This is a genomic window from Paenibacillus sp. FSL H8-0261 (assembly GCF_045040645.1).
Lineage (GTDB): Bacteria > Bacillota > Bacilli > Paenibacillales > Paenibacillaceae > Paenibacillus_AQ.
Genome location: NZ_CP150297.1, coordinates 5,473,159 through 5,493,706 on the forward strand (window position 1 = coordinate 5,473,159; position 20,548 = coordinate 5,493,706).

Annotated in this window: 12 protein-coding genes, 9 tRNA genes and 3 rRNA genes; 3 read left to right on the plus strand and 21 right to left on the minus strand. The window is 46.7% G+C overall.

The genetic code is table 11. The annotated features are described in order from the left end of the window. Nucleotides 1-2: 2 nt before the first annotated feature. The 7 genes from ruvB to MHI27_RS24405 form a co-directional block, all read right to left on the minus strand. Complete coding sequence (ruvB, locus tag MHI27_RS24375) at nucleotides 3-1,010, minus strand: Holliday junction branch migration DNA helicase RuvB (protein ID WP_042191128.1); 1,008 nt, start codon at nucleotides 1,008-1,010, stop codon at nucleotides 3-5. 36 nt (nucleotides 1,011-1,046) lie between these two features. Beyond that, nucleotides 1,047-1,664, minus strand: coding sequence for a Holliday junction branch migration protein RuvA (gene ruvA / locus MHI27_RS24380; protein ID WP_076299706.1), 618 nt, complete (start codon nucleotides 1,662-1,664; stop codon nucleotides 1,047-1,049). Continuing rightward, nucleotides 1,661-2,164: a crossover junction endodeoxyribonuclease RuvC gene (ruvC, locus tag MHI27_RS24385; protein ID WP_036677679.1), complete on the minus strand. Its 504-nt coding sequence runs from the start codon at nucleotides 2,162-2,164 to the stop codon at nucleotides 1,661-1,663. Before ruvC ends, ruvA begins: the two co-directional genes overlap by 4 nt. 254 nt (nucleotides 2,165-2,418) lie before the next feature. After that, entirely contained in the window at nucleotides 2,419-3,138 is a 720-nt protein-coding gene (locus MHI27_RS24390; RefSeq protein WP_341059724.1) for a BofC C-terminal domain-containing protein, read from the minus strand. A 116-nt stretch (nucleotides 3,139-3,254) separates the two neighbouring features. Then, nucleotides 3,255-5,381, minus strand: coding sequence for a CocE/NonD family hydrolase (locus MHI27_RS24395; RefSeq protein WP_405174870.1), 2,127 nt, complete (start codon nucleotides 5,379-5,381; stop codon nucleotides 3,255-3,257). An 11-nt stretch (nucleotides 5,382-5,392) separates the two neighbouring features. Next, nucleotides 5,393-6,556, minus strand: coding sequence for a dipeptidase (locus tag MHI27_RS24400; RefSeq protein WP_405174871.1), 1,164 nt, complete (start codon nucleotides 6,554-6,556; stop codon nucleotides 5,393-5,395). A gap of 11 nt (nucleotides 6,557-6,567) precedes the next feature. Then, nucleotides 6,568-7,542, minus strand: a complete 975-nt coding sequence (locus MHI27_RS24405; RefSeq protein ID WP_405174872.1) for an ornithine cyclodeaminase family protein — start codon at nucleotides 7,540-7,542, stop codon at nucleotides 6,568-6,570. A gap of 184 nt (nucleotides 7,543-7,726) precedes the next feature. On the opposite strand from MHI27_RS24405, the gene MHI27_RS24410 reads away from it, so the two are divergent. The 3 genes from MHI27_RS24410 to MHI27_RS24420 all read left to right on the plus strand — a co-directional run bounded on the left by MHI27_RS24410 (nucleotide 7,727) and on the right by MHI27_RS24420 (nucleotide 11,255). After that, entirely contained in the window at nucleotides 7,727-8,662 is a 936-nt protein-coding gene (locus MHI27_RS24410; protein WP_076284850.1) for an aldo/keto reductase, read from the plus strand. A 264-nt stretch (nucleotides 8,663-8,926) separates the two neighbouring features. Beyond that, nucleotides 8,927-10,117 carry an enoyl-ACP reductase FabV gene (gene fabV / locus MHI27_RS24415; protein WP_405174873.1) on the plus strand — a complete coding sequence of 397 codons (1,191 nt, stop codon included), beginning with the start codon at nucleotides 8,927-8,929 and terminating at the stop codon, nucleotides 10,115-10,117. Nucleotides 10,118-10,334: 217 nt separating this feature from the next. Beyond that, nucleotides 10,335-11,255 (plus strand): aldo/keto reductase family oxidoreductase, encoded by a 921-nt coding sequence (locus MHI27_RS24420; protein ID WP_076284852.1) that lies wholly within the window; start codon nucleotides 10,335-10,337, stop codon nucleotides 11,253-11,255. A gap of 118 nt (nucleotides 11,256-11,373) precedes the next feature. On the opposite strand, the gene MHI27_RS24425 is transcribed toward MHI27_RS24420, so the two are convergent. The 14 genes from MHI27_RS24425 to MHI27_RS24490 all read right to left on the minus strand — a co-directional run bounded on the left by MHI27_RS24425 (nucleotide 11,374) and on the right by MHI27_RS24490 (nucleotide 20,410). Then, a tRNA-Lys gene (locus MHI27_RS24425) sits at nucleotides 11,374-11,446 on the minus strand. Between the two features lie 80 nt (nucleotides 11,447-11,526). After that, nucleotides 11,527-11,605 (minus strand) — tRNA-Leu (locus tag MHI27_RS24430). Between the two features lie 19 nt (nucleotides 11,606-11,624). Next, a tRNA-Arg gene (locus tag MHI27_RS24435) sits at nucleotides 11,625-11,701 on the minus strand. Between the two features lie 10 nt (nucleotides 11,702-11,711). Further along, a tRNA-Gly gene (locus MHI27_RS24440) sits at nucleotides 11,712-11,786 on the minus strand. A 36-nt stretch (nucleotides 11,787-11,822) separates the two neighbouring features. Beyond that, nucleotides 11,823-11,895, minus strand: a tRNA-Lys gene (locus MHI27_RS24445). Between the two features lie 15 nt (nucleotides 11,896-11,910). Next, a tRNA-Asp gene (locus MHI27_RS24450) sits at nucleotides 11,911-11,988 on the minus strand. Between the two features lie 26 nt (nucleotides 11,989-12,014). Beyond that, nucleotides 12,015-12,091 (minus strand) — tRNA-Met (locus MHI27_RS24455). 43 nt (nucleotides 12,092-12,134) lie between these two features. Beyond that, nucleotides 12,135-12,210: transfer RNA gene (locus MHI27_RS24460), tRNA-Val, on the minus strand. A gap of 88 nt (nucleotides 12,211-12,298) precedes the next feature. Continuing rightward, nucleotides 12,299-12,373 (minus strand) — tRNA-Glu (locus MHI27_RS24465). Nucleotides 12,374-12,455: 82 nt separating this feature from the next. Beyond that, nucleotides 12,456-12,995, minus strand: coding sequence for an AAA family ATPase (locus MHI27_RS24470; protein WP_405174874.1), 540 nt, complete (start codon nucleotides 12,993-12,995; stop codon nucleotides 12,456-12,458). Between the two features lie 133 nt (nucleotides 12,996-13,128). Next, nucleotides 13,129-13,245: ribosomal RNA gene (gene rrf, locus MHI27_RS24475) — 5S ribosomal RNA — on the minus strand. 147 nt (nucleotides 13,246-13,392) lie between these two features. Then, nucleotides 13,393-16,321: ribosomal RNA gene (locus MHI27_RS24480) — 23S ribosomal RNA — on the minus strand. A 233-nt stretch (nucleotides 16,322-16,554) separates the two neighbouring features. Then, nucleotides 16,555-18,112, minus strand: a 16S ribosomal RNA gene (locus MHI27_RS24485). The 16S, 23S and 5S rRNA genes sit together here, the layout of an rRNA operon. Nucleotides 18,113-18,556: 444 nt before the next feature. After that, on the minus strand, nucleotides 18,557-20,410 hold the full coding sequence (locus MHI27_RS24490) for a LysM peptidoglycan-binding domain-containing protein (protein ID WP_405174875.1): 1,854 nt from the start codon (nucleotides 20,408-20,410) through the stop codon (nucleotides 18,557-18,559). Nucleotides 20,411-20,548 lie beyond the last annotated feature (138 nt).

Below are 20,548 nucleotides of genomic sequence, written 5' to 3' on the forward strand. Positions count from 1 at the left end.
ACTCAGTGCTGCTCCGGAGGGAGCGGAAGGCCTAAGTGATGATAAGCGGCCGGGGTTACAATTCTTCCACGAGGGCTCCGCTGCAAGAATCCTATCTGCAGCAGGTAGGGCTCATAAACATCCTCAATTGTCTGACTTTCCTCACCAATTGTAGCAGCAATCGTATCCAGCCCTACAGGACCGCCACGAAAGCTTGAAATCATCGCTCTTAACATCTTATGGTCGATGCTGTCCAGCCCACGTGGATCCACTTGTAGCATCTTCAGGGCTTCCCCAGAAATCTCAGGGGTTATAATCCCATCGCCGCGCACTTGAGCAAAATCACGGACTCGCTTCAATAGTCGGTTCGCAATCCGCGGCGTTCCACGGGAACGAAGCGCTATCTCTTCCGCCGCATCTCCGACAATCTCAATTCCTAAAAGATCTGCATTTCGAGCAACAATGAAGCTTAGCTCATCTATGGTATAGAACTCCAAGCGGCTGACCACTCCGAAACGATCACGTAGTGGCGCTGACAGCAGGCCAGCACGGGTGGTAGCACCTATAAGTGTGAAAGGCGGCAAATCCAATCGTACCGAACGGGCACTTGGCCCTTTGCCGATCATGATGTCCAGCGCGAAGTCCTCCATCGCCGGATACATAACCTCCTCCACCGTCCGGTGTAAGCGGTGAATTTCATCGATGAACAGCACATCGCCTTCCTGCAGGTTCGTCAGCAGGGCGGCTAAATCTCCCGGCCGCTCTATCGCAGGACCGGACGTTGTTCGTAAATTCACACCCAGCTCATTGGCGATAATGTTCGCGAGTGTTGTTTTACCGAGACCTGGAGGCCCGTAGAGCAGCACATGATCCAGCGCTTCACTTCTCATTTTGGCTGCTTCGATATATATTTTCAGGTTTTCTTTTACCTGATTCTGTCCGATATATTCTCCCAGATAACGAGGGCGTAAACTTAATTCTACGGCTTGCTCGTCCATCATCAAATTAGCGGATATAATCCGGTCATCCATTCCTATCGCTCCCTTTCTTCAAGGATGTGTTCGGCTTTACTTAGCAATATATAATAGCCCAAGTGCTTTCTTCATCAACACATCTACAGTCCCTGTCTCTGCGCCCTCTTTTTTCATAGCGAGCCACACACGGTCCAATTCACTTTCGGTATAACCCAATCCCTTAAGGGCATCCCTAGCCTCTTGCCAAGCTAACCCATCCGATGCTTCTTCCATTGGAACTGCAAATAATCCCGTTTGCATGGAAGCCATACTGAGTCCGTCCAGCTTGTCCTTCAAATCTAGGATCATCCGCTGCGCCGTCTTCTTGCCAATGCCCGGCAGTTTCGTTAAGAAGGTTATATTCTCTTGGTAAATTGCCGAGATCAACTGATCTGGAGTTCCACCTGTCAGTATTCCGAGCGCAACCTTCGGACCGATCCCAGATACCTCAATCAACTTGCGGAACAATTTTTGCTCCTCCCGAGTCGGGAACCCGAACAGAAGCGTCGCATCCTCACGTGTTTGATAATGAATATAGATCATTACAGGCCCTTCTACTTTAGCAAAAGCATAAGGGTTCGGGCAGAACACCCGATATCCTACGCCCTGCACATCCAGCACCACATATTCCGACTCTAAATGAACGACGGGTCCTCTTAAGAAATCTATCATTTTCGCAATACCTCATTTAATTTAGAATTAAGACTGCTCGAATGGGCATGACATACCGCTACCGCGAGTGCATCCGCTACATCATCCGGTTTAGGGATCGCCGATAATTTCAGTAGCAGCTTCACCATTTCCTGTACCTGCCGTTTCTCTGCCTTACCATAACCAACTACAGCCTGCTTCACCATCATAGGTGTATATTCCGAGACGGGTAAGCCACGCTGTACTGCAGCTAATATCGTCACTCCGCGGGCCTGTGCTACTGGCAATGCTGTTGTAACATTACGTGCAAAGAACAACTTCTCTATCGCTACAGCATCAGGTTTATATTTATCAATGAGCTGACCCATGCCTTCATAGACATGCAGCAGTCGTTCTTCCTCAGGTGTGTGAGCCTCAGTCTGGATACAACCATATTGGACCGGGGTCAACTTATGACCTTCCTTATCCACAAAGCCAAAACCGACAATCGCCAGCCCTGGATCAATTCCCAAAATGCGCAAGCACGATCTCTCCTCTATAACAGGCAGTTTATTCCACCGTTTTCATCCATTACTCCGCTATGAAGCGAACATATGTATTCCTTCAAACCATTATAGCAAAAATACCCCTTCCGGGAGAAAAAAAGTTTACCCTCTAATGCGAAATGACAACTTTAGGCCTACAATGAGAACCTCAAACTTTCTTATATTTGCAAAAAAAAGCTGCCCTATAGCCATTAATAATGACTTTAGGACAGCTGATATGCTTAAGGATGCTATTGCTTATTCTGCATGACATGTTCGGCAGCCTCACGCGCATAGTCACTGAAGGTGGACAATACGCTGTTGTACTCTTCAATATCTTGTACACGAATGCCCTCATGAAGCTCTTTCCAAATACTTTCCGGCAGAGAGGATTTCAAGGAACCCATATCCATTTGAAAAAAGGTCTTCAGAACCTTTTCCTGTACCGGAGGGCCTTTAAATAATTTCAAGTTCCCAAATGCATCGACCCCGATATAGGCTTCTTTTTTCGTTAGGGTCGATAGATCATTCACTTTTTGTTCCAGCCACAAATCTCCATCACTGCTGATGAAGCCGCTCCATGCAGGGTGTTCGTGAATTATTTTTTTAAGCTGAAGCGGGGTTTTTACACCTGGCAATGTCTGAACTTCTTCCCCAGATACATACGATATTTTTAAATGAACGGTTCTGCTGCGTCCGCTTTGAGCGATCGTCTGTAACAGTTGTTCGTTTTTTATGGTGCCCTTCTCTTTCTCCTCACTGCTGTCCACGCCTACTTTAAATACAGCTGCGGCCAACTCGCTTTCGGCACTATCCGTCCAACTAGAATCCGTCAGCAGTCCACTGATTTCCTCAGGTACCTGCATACTGCGCCATGCCAGTACAGTAAGAGCTAAACAAGCTGCCCCTACCCAAAGCGCCTTTTTCCAACGTCTCCATCGCTGCCAAAGTTGTTTTTTTATGCGCGACACGTTAATCCCTTCATTCTGGTTTTTCCCTATTGTGACCTGAGAAGGGATCATTTATGCGCTTTTCTGTGAATAATCGCTATTTTATCCTAATTGCAAGGTTGACCTTGCAGTATCGTTCAAGCGTTAGGAATAACCGGCAGCTTCACATGGCTTGGATATTCACTATTATGGTAAACAGTCTGCAGCACTGTAATCGCCTCTGAATCTTCATACGGGTTACCACCAGTATTCGTATTCGGGAAAGCAACGAATTTACTGGAAGAGGTTATCGAAAAACGAATTCGGTGTCCTACCGCAAATCTGTGAGCAATATTCGGCATGAAAATATCGTATGCCTCCACTTGCCCTGGCGTGAGCAGTTCTGGTGCATCAAACCCATGACGATATTTAGCTCTGACAATATAGTTAGATAAACGGATAGAGTCTCCATGTTCATTCACATCACTAAGCGTAACTACCCAATCCGTATCCTTACCTGTGCTAGCGGCGTAAATGACAGCAGACAATTCGCCAGCAATAGTCAATTCTTCCGTCAACACCTCACTAGTGTACACAAGAATATCATTTCGGAGCTCATATTTCCGCAAATTTTCAGGCTCCCGCTCACCGCTATCATTCATAGGATCATTTGGGTTATAGACATAAGTATCTTCTGGAGAGTGTTCCTCTGGCGCTGTGAGCAGTTTCCCATCTCCTTGTCCTGAATTAGCCCGACCAGCACTGGAAAGATAAAACGGCGTAGTTGTAGCTTCAACTGGTGTCCAATCGTCCGACGTTCTCCACTGATTCTCACCAACGACATAATAAGAGGCTCTAGGCTCCTGATCTATTCCGTTCTGAATGCCTTTGAGGAAGCGGTCGAACCAGCGCAATACAGAAACATCATAATCATAGACGACTGCATCATTGCCGAAGCTTACACCCTCATAATCTCTGGCTCGGTTTGGCCCATGCTCCCATGCACCCAGACGGATTTTACGATTTGGCACATCATGTTCAGTCAGCATTCTCCAAGTCTCCGATACGCCAGGGCTGTCACCGTCATACCAGCCTGAGATTACATACATAGGGACCTTCACCTGATCCCCACGCTCTGTAAAGGTACAGTTTCTCCAGAAATCATCATACTCCGGATGCTGGCTCCATAGATCCCATGGTCCGGATGCTTTACCGATCATTTGTTGAGGAATCTCCTTAATCGGTCTTGCATCGACGGCCGCTTCTGGGTTCACCGTAATGCCCCCAAAAATATCAAAATCCGTCCGGGTACCCACAGATTGTGCAAGCGTCCAAGACAAGAGTGGCCAAGAGCAAAGCGTTCCACCCTTACGCGCCGTATCTACAAACGGTGAGCCGACATTCACTTCATCCACAACAGCCTTTAAATTGGGGTGCCCGCTGGTCGCCGCTGAGACAACCACAAAGCCGAGATAGGACGCGCCCCACATGCCAACATTTCCGTCCGACCATTCCTGCGCGATAATCCAATCGATCGTATCGTAGCCATCATCCCGTTCATTATAAAAAGGGATCAATTCCCCTTCCGAATCCGCCCGACCCCTAACGTCCTGTGACACCACTGCATAACCTTTGTTAGCCCATCTCATAAAAATCTCTTTTTTCCCGTTACGGTCATAACAGGTTCTCACAAGAATCGTCGGCAGCTTGGTTCCCGGCTGAATGCCCTCAGGAAGAAACACATCCGTAGCCAGTCTCACGCCATCACGCATCGGAATCAGATTCGTACCCAAATCATTTACACCATACTCTGGCTTGGACAAAAGGGGATCATCATAAACAACCAGAGGCGTCAGCGTCTCATATCCTGCTTTAACAATCAGCTCGATGCCATACCGATTCGGCGTAAGAAAGGCAATAATCTCACCATCCAAGGTCACAATATCCAGTGCCGTCTCTTTTCGTAGCGCCCATACTTGTGAAGTAAGCTCACGGCCATCCAATACAGCCTGATACTGAATATGCTTTTGATAAAGATCACCATTACTTAGAACTACCTCATCATTGACCCATTCTGCTTTAGCGTAAGCGCCCATGTGTTCGTGGATTTTTTGAAATGGAAGAACGGTCTTGAACTGGCTATCCAGCGCATTGTATTGCATTTGTGTTCGTCTGCGTGGATCAACCTTAGCGAGTTTAATTTGTTGTTCCGTAAAATGTATTTTCCCTGAATAAATGCCAGAACAGTAGAAGTTAAATGTAGTTGTGTTCAAGTATGTTGTCATCTATTTATCCCCTATCCCCAAATTTTTTCAAATACACGCAGCCAGTTGCCACCCATAATCTTTGCAATATCCTCATCCTTATAACCGCGAGCCACTAGACCTCTAGTAAAATTGATAAAATAGCTATATTTTTCAAGCCCAGCAACGGTTTCAGTAGAAGGTCCGTCTCCTTTGGCAAATCCTAGCTTAGGTGCAATATGTTCTTTAAAATAAACCAATGACCAGAGCACATCGCTCATCGGCCAATCCGTTCCAATCCCGACATGATCCACGCCTACAAGCCGAATCACATATTCGATATGATCCAGCACATGATCAATGGTCGTATGGTTAGGATCTTCATGAACAAACCACGGCATAGCAAAAATACCGATGACTCCACCCGTCTTCGCTATCGCGATAATCTCTTCATCACTTTTACAGCGCATATGTGGATAGATAGCCTCTACACCCGTGTGTGAAGCAATGACCGGAGTCTTAGAATACTGGCAAGCATCGAGCGTGGTCTGTTTTCCACAATGTCCCGTATCTACAATGATCCCGAGCTTGTTTAGACGCTCAATGAATCTTTTTCCATAATTCGTAATCCCAGCGTTCGACTGTTCTGCACAGCCTGCACCGACCTGATTCTGATTGTTATAGGTTAATTGTAAAATTCTTAAGCCAAAATTATGTAATACATCTAATAGGTCCAGATTGGTACCTAGGCCATCCGTTTCTTGCGCTGTGATAATACCCGCCTTATGGCCATTACGCTTGGCTGCACGTATGTCCTCTGCGGTTAAAGCTTTAACTAACCAATCTGCGGAGTCGAACTGAAGCTGAACTTCAGCCATGCTATTGATCATGCTTTCCAAGGACTCTAAATGAAGTTCCCGGTTACCCGCGGTAATTCCCGATTTATACCATTCACTTTTATACTCGGGGATCTCACCGCTGGCCGACAGCTTTGTGATCATTTTTGCTGGCATGCTGCTGTATATCATCGGCTCATCTTTATAGGGCTCACACAGCTCTTTTATTTTTTTAGACACAGACTCTGGAATTGCGTTTGGAGATAAGGGACCTTGAAATAGCAAATCAATATTAATGTTCTGTTCATGCAAATGTACGGCCCGTTCTTCGTCTTGCTCCGTCAACTTGAAATCATACAAACCTTCATATGTGCTCATCATGTGGTCGCTCCTTAGAATGCAATTTCAATGCCTTTTTGTAATTTAACAGCTTCATTATAAATGAAGTTGGCTGCTGCTAAATCCTCTATTGCAAGTCCTAGTCCTTTAAAAAGAGTGATCTCATCAGCTGTAGCTCTGCCCTCAATATTCCCGCTGATCAGTTCACCGATTTCACCGATAATATGGCCTGAAGTAATCACGCCTTCGTTCAGCGGAATTAAATAATCCCCAGATTCATTATGCGCGGATTCCAATCGGTCTACATATAACTTAGCTAACCGTACGGTCTCCGAATCCAGCTCACGATCCGCTGCTCTACAGGCTCCAACCGCATTGATATGTACTCCAGGCTTCAGCCATTCCCCTTTGAGCACAGGCTCTGTGGATGCTGTTACGGTACAAATGATATCTGCTGGATTAACTGCCTCTTGAATAGACTCAGCCACAAGGATGTCCACACCATATTTACGGCTCATTTCTGCTTGGAAATCTCTTGCCTTTGCAAGTGTCCTACTCCAAACTCTGACCTCACGAATCGATCGAACCAGTAGCATCGCTTCCAGATGGCTTTTGGCTTGCTCGCCCGTACCTAGAATGGCAAGCACCTCTGCATCTTCTCTAGCCAGATAACGAGTGGTTACTGCACTAACAGCTGCTGTACGAATTGCGGTAATCTTCTGTCCATCTACTACAGCTTTCAGAACACCGGTAGAAGAATCGAATAACGTAACAAGCCCTTGATGGGAAGGTAAACCTGAGCCATGGTTGCTTGGAAACACACTGATGATTTTGGCGCCTGCTACTTCTTCACTCTGCAAAAAGCCCGGCATTAAGCCAATCAGATTGCCTTGGTGCAGCGGGAGTACTTGTCTTAAGCTCTGTATGGCTTGTCCTGCGGACAAGTCCTTCAAAACGGATTCCATCACTGTGATGCAAGACTCCATTGCTAATAACTCAGCCACTTCATTTTGATTAATAACTAGCATAAGACAAACCTCCTTTACTTCATTGTGGCAACAAATGTGGGAACGCAAAATTATTCTTTATATCATAACTTATACGCTTTAAATATTCATGTATAAAGCTGGAAATCAGCAATTTGTCTTACTACGGGCTATTAGCTATACTTAATATAGTTCATATTCTATTTTAAGGAGCTGACGATTGATTATGTCTAGTAAAATAACTTTAGGTAGAACAAATTTGCAGGTACTCCCTCTCGGACTGGGTGCCAATGCTGTTGGTGGGCATAATTTATTTCCCGGCTTAAATGATGAGACTGGTAAAGACATCGTTCGCAACGCTCTTGACCATGGGATCAATTTCATTGATACCGCCTTTATCTATGGTCCAGGTAGATCCGAGGAACTTATTGGAGAAGTGCTGAGAGAAAGAGGCGGCCGTGACAATGTGGTTATTGCTACTAAGGGCGCTCACAAGATTACTGGCGATAAGGTTACGATCGACAACTCTCCAGCTTTTCTAAGACAGTCTGTGGAAGACAGCTTGAAACGCCTCCAGACCGATTATATCGATCTTTACTATATTCATTTCCCTGATGAAAGCACTCCTAAGGATGAAGCTGTTGGCGAGCTTAAGAAGCTGAAGGATGAAGGAAAGATCAAAGCGATCGGGGTCTCCAACTTCTCCATTGAACAGCTGAGAGAAGCCAACAAGGACGGGCATGTGGATGTTCTCCAATCCCATTACAACCTGCTGCACCGTGATGCAGAAAAAGAACTGCTCCCTTACACGCAGGAGCTTGGCATTTCTTTCGTTCCTTACTTCCCACTCGCGTCCGGCCTTCTTGGCGGCAAGTATAAGCAAGGCGATACGTTCAGCGACAATAGAAAGAACAACCCAATGTTTCAAGGAGCGACCTTTGCCAAAAACCTGGAGAAGGTGGACAAGGTTCGCCAAATTGCCGATGCCAAAGGTGTTGAAGTCGCACATGTGGTGCTAGCCTGGTATTTGACCGTACCTTCCATCGACGCACTTATTCCCGGAGCTAAACGTCCGGAACAGATCGTATCGAATCTCCAGACTCTGAAAGTTCAGCTGACACCAGATGAGATCAAAGCGATTGATTCAATCTTTAAGGCGTAATAGCGCCTTATAATGTAAAGGGGGTTGTCCTTGAAGTCATGAAATGGCTACTGGGGCAGCCCCTTTTCTAAGGAATAGCGTCACTGGAGTCCGCAAGCCTTAATAAATGATCAAGACTCGATAGCGCAGCTAGCCAACAAACAAAAATACAGGGCAGCGGATTCTTATCGAATATCCTAAATTCTTTGTATTAGTAAATATTGTTTGCTATACTTTCTCTGTGTATCAGTAGACTTAAATTTTTATACAAAGGGGAATTCCTTGATGATTATTCAACCTAAAACACGCGGATTTATATGCACAACAGCCCATCCAGAGGGATGCGCCAAACAAATAGAACAACAAATTGAATATGTAAAAGCGCAAAAGAAAATTGAGGGACCTGCGAATGTACTTGTCATCGGTGCCTCTACCGGATACGGACTGGCTTCTAGAATTTCAGCTGCTTTTGGTGCTGGCGCCAATACCATTGGTGTGTTCTTCGATAAGGCTGCGGAAGGTCAGCGCACCGCATCTGCAGGCTGGTACAACTCCGCTGCCTTTGAACAACAAGCAGCAGAGCTTGGACTTAAATCACACAGCATAGTTGGCGATGCCTTCTCTGATGCGATTAAAGAGAAGACCATTGCATTGATTAAAGCTGAATATGGCACCATCGATTTAGTTATTTATAGTGTCGCTTCACCTCGTCGTACCCATCCGGTAACAGGAGAAACCTTCTCCTCCGTTATTAAACCAGTGGGAACAGCTTATTCGAATAAAACCTTGAACTTCCATACAGGCGAAGTATCCATGACCACCATTGAGCCTGCTAATGAAGAGGAAGTACGTCAGACCATCGCTGTAATGGGCGGCGAAGACTGGAGAATGTGGATCGATCAGCTTCAAGCAGCTGATGTCCTTGCAGATGGTGCTACTACCGTTGCTTACTCCTACATCGGGCCTGAAATCACTCACCCTATCTATCGGGACGGAACAATTGGCCAAGCCAAGTACGATCTGGAACAGACTGCGATCCAAATGAATGACCTTCTTTCATCAAAAGGCGGACGTGCCTTTGTATCCGTTAATAAGGCGCTCGTAACTCAGTCCAGCTCAGCTATTCCTGTAGTGCCCCTATATATCTCTGCACTTTATGAAGTGATGAAGGAAAAAGGCCTGCACGAGAACTGTATTGAACAAATGTATCGCTTGTTCTCTGAGCACCTATACGGTGAAGGCAAGGCTACTGCGGACGGAAGCTGCTTGATCCGCATTGACGACTGGGAAATGCGTGAGGACGTTCAGACAGAGGTTATGAAACGTTGGGACGAGCTGACAACTGATAATGCAGGTGAGCTGGCAGATCTTGAAGGCTACCGCCAAGATTTCTTCAATCTGTTTGGCTTTAGAACAGATGGCGTAGACTACGAAGCAGATATTGATCCTAATGTCGACATTCCGAATATGTACTAAAATGATTCTGAGCACTTCCATATATTAATTATGGATGTATAAAAAAAGAGGTTGTCTGCAAAAGTAGTGAATTCTACTGATGTGGCAGCCTCTTTTTTGTACTTTACTTACAACCTACCTATACGTCGTAGGGCATATTGGCTTAGCCTCCCACTTTGTGATATGGTTTGATAGAATACTGCAAGTTCTAACTTACATTCTAAGGAGTGAATCACTCATGGTTAAGAAAATTAGTGTAGCGAATGGTGTACTTGACGTGTCCCAAATTTCGCTTGGCTGTATGCGGATTGCGGATTTATCTGCAAAAGAGGCTGATACACATGTACATAGTGCGTTGGAGCTCGGAATAGACTTCTTTGATCATGCCGACATTTATGCGGACGGCAAAGCTGAAGAGGTATTCGCAGGGGTACTTCAGAACAATCCTGGTATGCGTGATAAAATGCTGATCCAAACCAAATGCGGAATCCGCAAGGGCTATTTTGATTTTTCCAAAGAGCATATCCTACAATCCGTAGAGGGTAGCCTAAAACGCTTGAAGACCGATTATATCGATGTGCTCTTGCTTCACCGTCCTGACACGCTGTTCGAGCCGGAAGAAGTGGCTGAGGCTTTTGACATTCTGGAGAACAAGGGATTGGTCAAGCATTTTGGTGTCAGCAACCAGAACCCGTTACAAATCGAGCTACTGAAGAAAAATGTAAAGCAACCACTGCTGTTCAACCAGCTGCAATTAAGCATTATGTTTACGGGTATGATTGATACCGGCTTTAATGTGAATATGACAAACTCCGGTTCGGTTGTTCATGATGGCGGGATTTTGGAGTACAGCCGTCTTCATGACATGACCATTCAGCCATGGTCGCCTTTCCAATATGGCTTTTTTGAAGGTGTATTCTTGGACAACGACAAGTTCCCTGAATTGAACGAGGTCATTAACCGTTTGGCAGCTGAAAAAGAGGTTACCAATACCGCTATTGCCATTGCCTGGATTCTCAGACATCCGGCAAATATGCAGCCTGTTGTAGGTACAACCAATACGCAGCGATTGCGGGATATTGCCAAAGCATCCGATATTACACTCACCAGACCAGAATGGTATGAAATTTACCGCGCTGCGGGTAATATCCTTCCATAAATATCAAAAGCCACGAAGTACGCTAATATCGTACTTTGTGGCTTTTTTTGTGACTATAATTGAAACCGTATAACTCTTATAAAAAAAGAAACGGCATCTCTGCCGTTTCTTTTAAGGATGGACTCTCAGGGGCTCGAACCCTGGACAAATAGATTAAGAGTCTACTGCTCTACCAACTGAGCTAAGAGTCCACAATATAATGATTTACCTTACTATACTTGAAAAGCAAAAGCCCTTAGCTTAACGCATAAGAGCTTCGCTTGCTAATTGATACCGGCGAGAGGACTCGAACCTCCACGGTTTCCCTCTCGATTTTGAGTCGAGCGCGTCTGCCATTCCGCCACGCCGGCAAAGTATGAAGTTAAAATATGGCGCGCCCTGAGAGATTCGAACTCCCGGCCTTTTGATTCGTAGTCAAACGCTCTATCCAGCTGAGCTAAGGGCGCAAAATTTATATGGAGCGGACGACGGGAATCGAACCCGCGACCCTCGCCTTGGCAAGGCGATGCTCTACCGCTGAGCCACGTCCGCACACGATATGTATTAGTGTCCGACTCACTTAAGAAGTGAGCCATGAAGGACTCGAACCTTCGACACCCTGATTAAAAGTCAGGTGCTCTACCAACTGAGCTAATGGCTCATGAAGCAAGAAAAATGGCGGAACCGACGAGATTCGAACTCGCGATCTCCTGCGTGACAGGCAGGCATGTTAGGCCAACTACACCACGGTTCCAAAAGATATAATTGCTTGATGAAAATTGGTTGCGGGGGCAGGATTTGAACCTGCGGCCTTCGGGTTATGAGCCCGACGAGCTACCGGGCTGCTCCACCCCGCGTCATTAAAAATATTTAGCTATTCATTACCATAAGAAAGCTTCATGGTGGAGGCTGAGGGGATCGAACCCCCGACCCTCTGCTTGTAAGGCAGATGCTCTCCCAGCTGAGCTAAGCCTCCATGTAAAGAAGCAACTCAATTATCATAACACAATCCAACCTGTAATGCAACATTTTATTTCAGAAGAACAATTACGTTTTAAAGAAATTGGTGACCCGTATGGGATTCGAACCCATGTTACCTCCGTGAAAGGGAGGTGTCTTAACCCCTTGACCAACGGGCCGTATTGAAAACAAAATGTTTTGACAACAAAAAAGATTATATCATGTATTTCGAAGTATAGCAATACCTGAATTAATATATTTTCAATTTTCTTCTATAATAGGCGTTAAAGTGATATCAAGCTTACTAGCTATCATCTTTACGACTCCTAGAGTAGTCAGGTTATTTGTGTCTAAATGGTCTTTGAATACGTCCTTATTAAGCCCTGTGAGGCATCTGTCGATCTGTTGAACGGCCCACGAGTCATTCCCTTCACCTCTACCACCCAATCTCTTGAGCAGCGTCTCTCGTGAGGCACACAAAGTAAAATGATGAACCTCTAATCCCTCATTTATTAGATTACCAGCAATGTCCATCCAATATTCTGGGTTGACTATGGTCATAGGTACGATAATCGTTCCCCTATATTCGCTAGCTATGTATTTTAACATAGAATGGTTAATTTCACGCCAAAGATAATAGTCCTGAAAGTCACTTTTTGTCATCACATCGGGAATGTTTGCTCTTATGTAATACCCTACATTCTCTGGATCGTATACAAAAGAATCAGGAAGTCTGCGATGTAATTCATATGCAGTTTCTGTCTTCCCCGCACCAAAAGCTCCATTGATCCATATAATCAAGATCTTTATCCCCCATGAATAATCTATTAGTTACTCTATTAAACCACTTTATCATAAAAACCCTTACAAGCAAATTCACTCTACAAGGCACAACAAAAAGACCACTGTCGATTACTCAACAGTGGTCTTTCGTGCTTGGCAACGTCCTACTCTCCCAGGACCCTTCGGTCCAAGTACCATCGGCGCTGGAGGGCTTAACGGTCGTGTTCGGGATGGGTACGCGTGGAACCCCTCCGCTATCGCCACCAAACGGGCATTTGCGGTACAAATGCATTATTCAGGTCTCAGCATCGCCAAATGCTGAAAACAAAATTCATCAACATACAGCCACTAGGACCATATGGTTTAGAACTTGATGCCTGAAAACTGAATCCGAATTGAATTTGCGTCTTAAGTATAGGATAAGCCCTCGACCGATTAGTATTGGTCAGCTCCATGCATTACTGCACTTCCACCTCCAACCTATCTACCTCGTCGTCTTCAAGGGGTCTTACTAATTGGGAAATCTCATCTTGAGGGGGGCTTCACGCTTAGATGCTTTCAGCGCTTATCCCGTCCGTACGTAGCTACCCAGCCATGCTTCTGGCGAAACAACTGGTGCACCAGCGGTACGTCCATCCCGGTCCTCTCGTACTAAGGACAGCTCCTCTCAAATTTCCTGCGCCCACGACAGATAGGGACCGAACTGTCTCACGACGTTCTGAACCCAGCTCGCGTACCGCTTTAATGGGCGAACAGCCCAACCCTTGGGACCTACTTCAGCCCCAGGATGCGATGAGCCGACATCGAGGTGCCAAACCTCCCCGTCGATGTGGACTCTTGGGGGAGATAAGCCTGTTATCCCCAGGGTAGCTTTTATCCGTTGAGCGATGGCCCTTCCATGCGGTACCACCGGATCACTAAGTCCGACTTTCGTCCCTGCTCGACTTGTAGGTCTCGCAGTCAAGCTCCCTTATGCCTTTGCACTCTTCGAATGATTTCCAACCATTCTGAGGGAACCTTGGAACGCCTCCGTTACTCTTTAGGAGGCGACCGCCCCAGTCAAACTGCCCGCCTGACACGGTCCCCGTACCCGGTAAGGGTACTAGGTTAGAACCTAGATACGATCAGGGTGGTATCCCAACGGCGCCTCCACCGAAGCTTGCGCTCCGATTTCTACGGCTCCCACCTATCCTGTACAGATCGTACCCAAATTCAATATCAAGCTGCAGTAAAGCTCCATGGGGTCTTTCCGTCTTGTCGCGGGTAACCTGCATCTTCACAGGTATTAAAATTTCACCGGATCTCTCGTTGAGACAGCGCCCAAGTCGTTACGCCATTCGTGCGGGTCAGAATTTACCTGACAAGGAATTTCGCTACCTTAGGACCGTTATAGTTACGGCCGCCGTTTACTGGGGCTTCGGTTCATAGCTTCGGGTTACCCCTAACCACTCCCCTTAACCTTCCAGCACCGGGCAGGCGTCAGCCCGTATACTTCGCCTTGCGGCTTCGCACAGACCTGTGTTTTTGCTAAACAGTCGCTTGGGCCTTTTCACTGCGGCCCCCTCGTGCTATTCACACTACCGGGGCACCCCTTCTCCCGAAGTTACGGGGTCATTTTGCCGAGTTCCTTAACGAGAGTTCTTCCGCGCGCCTTAGAATTCTCTTCTCGCCTACCTGTGTCGGTTTGCGGTACGGGCACCTTCTCCTGGCTAGAGGCTTTTCTTGGCAGTGTGAGATCATGACCTTCGCTACTATAATTTTCGCTCCCCATCACAGCCCAGCCTTAATGATGTGCGGATTTGCCTACACATCAGCCTCACTGCTTAGACGGACATATCCATCAGTCCGCGTCACTACCCTCCTGCGTCACCCCATCGCTCATAGCGGATTACGGTGGTACAGTAATTTCAAACTGTTGTCCTTCGACTACGCCTTTCGGCCTCGCCTTAGGTCCCGACTTACCCTGAGCGGACGAGCCTTCCTCAGGAAACCTTGGGCTTTCGGCGGATCAGATTCTCACTGATCTTTTCGTTACTCATACCGGCATTCTCACTTGTATGCTGTCCAGCGCTCCTTACGGTACACCTTCAACCCACATACAACGCTCCCCTACCCCAGATACATACGTATCTAGCCATAGCTTCGGTGGTGTGTTTAGCCCCGTTACATTTTCGGCGCAGAGTCACTCGACCAGTGAGCTATTACGCACTCTTTCAATGGTGGCTGCTTCTAAGCCAACATCCTGGTTGTCTGTGCAACTCCACATCCTTTCCCACTTAACACACACTTGGGGACCTTAGCTGATGGTCTGGGCTGTTTCCCTTTTGACAATGGATCTTAGCACTCACTGTCTGACTCCCGGCAATAAGTATATGGCATTCGGAGTTTGACTGAGCTTGGTAATCCTTGCGGACCCCGCACCCAATCAGTGCTCTACCTCCACTACTCTTATACCGAGGCTAGCCCTAAAGCTATTTCGGGGAGAACCAGCTATCTCCGAGTTCGATTGGAATTTCTCCGCTACCCCCACCTCATCCCCGCATTTTTCAACATGCGTGGGTTCGGGCCTCCAGTGCGTGTTACCGCACCTTCACCCTGGACAGGGGTAGATCACACGGTTTCGGGTCTACGTCCACATACTAAATCGCCCTATTCAGACTCGCTTTCGCTGCGGCTCCGTCTTCTCGACTTAACCTTGCATGTTAAACGTAACTCGCCGGTTCATTCTACAAAAGGCACGCCATCACCCATTAATAGGGCTCTGACTTTTTGTAAGCACACGGTTTCAGGTTCTATTTCACTCCCCTTCCGGGGTGCTTTTCACCTTTCCCTCACGGTACTGTTTCACTATCGGTCGCCAGGTAGTATTTAGCCTTAGCAGATGGTCCTGCTGGATTCATACGGGGTTTCACGTGCCCCGCACTACTCGGGATCCGTCTCGGAGAGAACACAGTTTAGGCTACAGGGCTTTTACCTCTATCGCGGGCCTTTCCAGACCTCTTCGCCTACCATATTCCTTTGTAACTCCATGTGAGACGTCCCACAACCCCTAAGAGCAAGCTCTTAGGTTTAGGCTGTTCCGCGTTCGCTCGCCGCTACTGACGGAATCACTATTGTTTTCTCTTCCTCAGGGTACTTAGATGTTTCAGTTCCCCTGGTCTGCCTCTACATCTCCTATGTGTTCAGAGATGAGTAACTGCGAATTACCACAGCTGGGTTTCCCCATTCGGACACCCCCGGATCAAAGCTTGCTTACAGCTCCCCGAGGCAGTTTCGTTGTTCGCCACGTCCTTCGTCGGCTCCTGGCGCCTAGGCATCCTCCGTGTGCTCTTATTAGCTTAACCTTGATTTTCCCTAAGAAAAATCTCACTAATAACATTTACTTGTTTGCACAAGTTGCTAAAAGATGTTCTAAAACGCAAATTCGTTTCGGTATCCAGTTTTCAAGGATCAAGTCTTACTTGAGAGCTTAAACTCTCAAAACTGAGCAACGAGTGAGTAACAGGCCTAAACCTGAGATTTTGGAAGTTTAACTTCCGATTTGAATGTCTTCATTGCAGAAGACGATTCTCCATAGAAAGGAGGTGATCCAGCCGCACCTTCCGATACGGCTACCTTGTTACGACTTCACCCCAATCATCTACCCCACCTTCGGCGGCTGGCTCCCTTGCGGGTTACCCCACCGACTTCGGGTGTTGTAAACTCTCGTGGTGTGACGGGCGGTGTGTACAAGACCCGGGAACGTATTCACCGCGGCATGCTGATCCGCGATTACTAGCAATTCCGACTTCATGCAGGCGAGTTGCAGCCTGCAATCCGAACTGAGACCGGCTTTGATGGGATTGGCTTCACCTCGCGGTTTCGCTTCCCGTTGTACCGGCCATTGTAGTACGTGTGTAGCCCAGGTCATAAGGGGCATGATGATTTGACGTCATCCCCACCTTCCTCCGGTTTGTCACCGGCAGTCACTCTAGAGTGCCCAGCCTTACCTGCTGGCAACTAAAGTTAAGGGTTGCGCTCGTTGCGGGACTTAACCCAACATCTCACGACACGAGCTGACGACAACCATGCACCACCTGTCTCCTCTGTCCCGAAGGCCGCCACTATCTCTAGTGGATTCAGAGGGATGTCAAGACCTGGTAAGGTTCTTCGCGTTGCTTCGAATTAAACCACATACTCCACTGCTTGTGCGGGTCCCCGTCAATTCCTTTGAGTTTCAGTCTTGCGACCGTACTCCCCAGGCGGAGTGCTTACTGTGTTAACTTCGGCACCAAGGGTATCGAAACCCCTAACACCTAGCACTCATCGTTTACGGCGTGGACTACCAGGGTATCTAATCCTGTTTGCTCCCCACGCTTTCGCGCCTCAGCGTCAGTTACAGCCCAGAAAGTCGCCTTCGCCACTGGTGTTCCTCCACATATCTACGCATTTCACCGCTACACGTGGAATTCCACTTTCCTCTTCTGTACTCAAGTCACCCAGTTTCCAGTGCGACCTCAGGTTGAGCCCAAGGTTTAAACACCAGACTTAAATGACCGCCTGCGCGCGCTTTACGCCCAATAATTCCGGACAACGCTTGCCCCCTACGTATTACCGCGGCTGCTGGCACGTAGTTAGCCGGGGCTTTCTTCTCAGGTACCGTCACTCCGATAGCAGTTACTCTACCGGACGTTCTTCCCTGGCAACAGAGCTTTACGATCCGAAAACCTTCATCACTCACGCGGCGTTGCTCCGTCAGACTTTCGTCCATTGCGGAAGATTCCCTACTGCTGCCTCCCGTAGGAGTCTGGGCCGTGTCTCAGTCCCAGTGTGGCCGTTCACCCTCTCAGGTCGGCTACGCATCGTCGCCTTGGTGGGCCGTTACCCCACCAACTAGCTAATGCGCCGCAGGCCCATCCCTCAGTGACAGATTGCTCCGTCTTTCATTCTTTCTTCAGGAGAAAAAAGAAATTATCCGGTATTAGCTACCGTTTCCGGTAGTTATCCCAGTCTAAGGGGCAGGTTGCCTACGTGTTACTCACCCGTCCGCCGCTAAGTCATTTTGAAAGCAAGCTTTCAAAACAACTCCGCTCGACTTGCATGTATTAGGCACGCCGCCAGCGTTCGTCCTGAGCCAGGATCAAACTCTCCAATTAGTATTGAAAAGAGCGATATGCTCATTTTGAAACATCTGACGAGAAAATTAATTCTCTAATTTTGGATATCACTTTCGTGATTCCCTACTCACTCGTTGTTCAGTTTTCAAAGATCAAGTTCTCGTTGGCGCCGTTTAATGTCTCAGCAGCAACTTTTATAATATATCATGTTTTCCGATGAATTGCAACACTTTTTTTCAAAGTCTTTTGTAATTTCATCCGGATTAACATTCACCAACCGAAAGTTTATATCTCCTCTTTGCGACTGGATTTATAATGTAACATATAACCCACTTTAAAAACAACCCCTAAATTCAAAAAACATAAATAAGTACTTTCGCCTCAGTCCTACTTCTCGTTCCCATCTTCTCATAAAAAACGTGCAGATTCTAATAATCAGAACCTACACGTTAAATAGAGATTGGATGTTAGTTCAGAACTGTATTAATTAGAAATCCACGGATTTCTGCGTTTCTTTGAGCTCTCTGTACGACCACCAGCATTTGAACGTTGAGACTTCACAGCTGTTTTGTTTTTCTTACTGCTGTTTTGACTCGAGGTCTTTGCTTTTGATGCCGTTTCCTTCGTTGCAGTTCCCTTGCTCTTGAGAGAAGCGCCAGAAGTAGATTCCTCACTCACTGTTCTAGCAACTTCGGGAGTGTCCTGTACAAACGTTTCAGGATCTTGGATTTCCGGAACCCGATTATGCTGTGAATAATTACCAATACCTGGATACTGCGGATTAGACGGAATACTCGACATTATCGGCCCGCCAAAAGCTCCAAGAGGAGATGCTGGAACTATTCCCTGATTAGGTGTTCCCGCTCCATAAGCAGAGAATGCATTTGGGTTTCCATATGCAGGATAGGTATTATATACGGGCATTTCATATGAATAGGGTTGAACATGCATTCCCCCACACCCACAAGTAGTTGGCCAAGGAAGGTTCGGTGACATCCCATACATCGGGTTCATCCCTGAAATATTAGCCTCCATATTGTTAGGTGCAGCATTTGGATTCCATTGTTCTGGACTCACGTTAGGTGCAGCATTCGGATTCCATTGTTCCGGACTCATATTAGGCCAAGCGTTCGGATTCCATTGTTCTGGACTCATGTTAGACGCAGCATTCGGATTCCATTGTTCTGGACTCATGTTAGGCCAAGCATTCGGATTCCATTGTTCTGGGCTCACATTAGGCGCAGCATTCGGATTCCATTGTTCTGGACTCACATTAGGTGCAGCATTCGGATTCCATTGTTCTGGACTCATGTTAGGTGAATACATATTTTCTGAAAAGTAGTATGGAGACATGCATTCAGATCCATATGACGCCGGTTGAACATAACTTGGTGCCCAATTCATGTTCATATTTGGGCTATTTTGATAAGAATCATAGAGATAAGGATTTCCTCCTAGGCCTGGATATCCCATGTTGTCACAAGCATCTGCCTTTTCCTCTTTGCAAGCCACTGGCTTTATCTCAGCTTTTGCTGCCTCATGATGAGCTACAGGCTCTTGATTTGGAACTGTAATCTGAACAAATAGGCTCTGCATTTCAATTTCTTGCACAGGAGCAACTTCCATTTGCATATTCGGCGCAGCATTAGGTGCAGCATTTTGAGTATTAATAGGGGCCATATTCATCGATGGGTGTGGTGCAGAATTGTACAAAGGCGAGATATTTGGCGATGATTTAGGTGCAGGTTTAGTTTCCGCTTTAGCTTCTGGTTTATTTTCTGCTTTTGCCTCTGGTTTATTTTCTGCTTTTGCCTCTGGTTTATTTTCTGCTTTTGCTTCCGGTTTAGTTTCTGGTTTGACCTCTGGTTTAGTTTCCGGTTTTGGTGCAGGAACTACCTCAGCTACTGGCTGTTCTTTTGGACCCGTATATTCCTTCCCGCCAACTTGTGTTTTCTCAGAAGCATTAGAAGGCATGTAGCCTGGCTGTACGGGTGAAGCGTTTGATGTCTTTTTAGGAATGTTGACTACTTCCCCTAACATCAATACATTCGGATTCTTTAGCTGGGGGTTTGCTTCAACCATATCTTTTAAAGGGATTCCCCACGCCTTAGATAATTTCCATAAGGTATCTCCTTGTTTGACTGTATGCTTGTAGTAAACTTCACTGTTATCCGGTACGGATACAGGAGCCGTAGGTATTTTTACTTTTTCACCAAGTGCCAGCACATTCGGATTACTGATCTGTGGATTAGCTTCAATAATTTTTTGTAACGGCACTCCGTACTTTTGCGATAATGCATACAGACTATCGCCTTGTTTGACAATGTGTATTTTCACGTAGCATTAACCTCCTAAAAGTTTTGTGGAGTATTGCTTTCTTACAGCTACACAGCAAAACTGGCTTTGAAAGCAAACCCCCTTTGGATGGAACATTGCTCTCTTACAGAGTTATATGCGGTACAGCCGCCTCCTTCG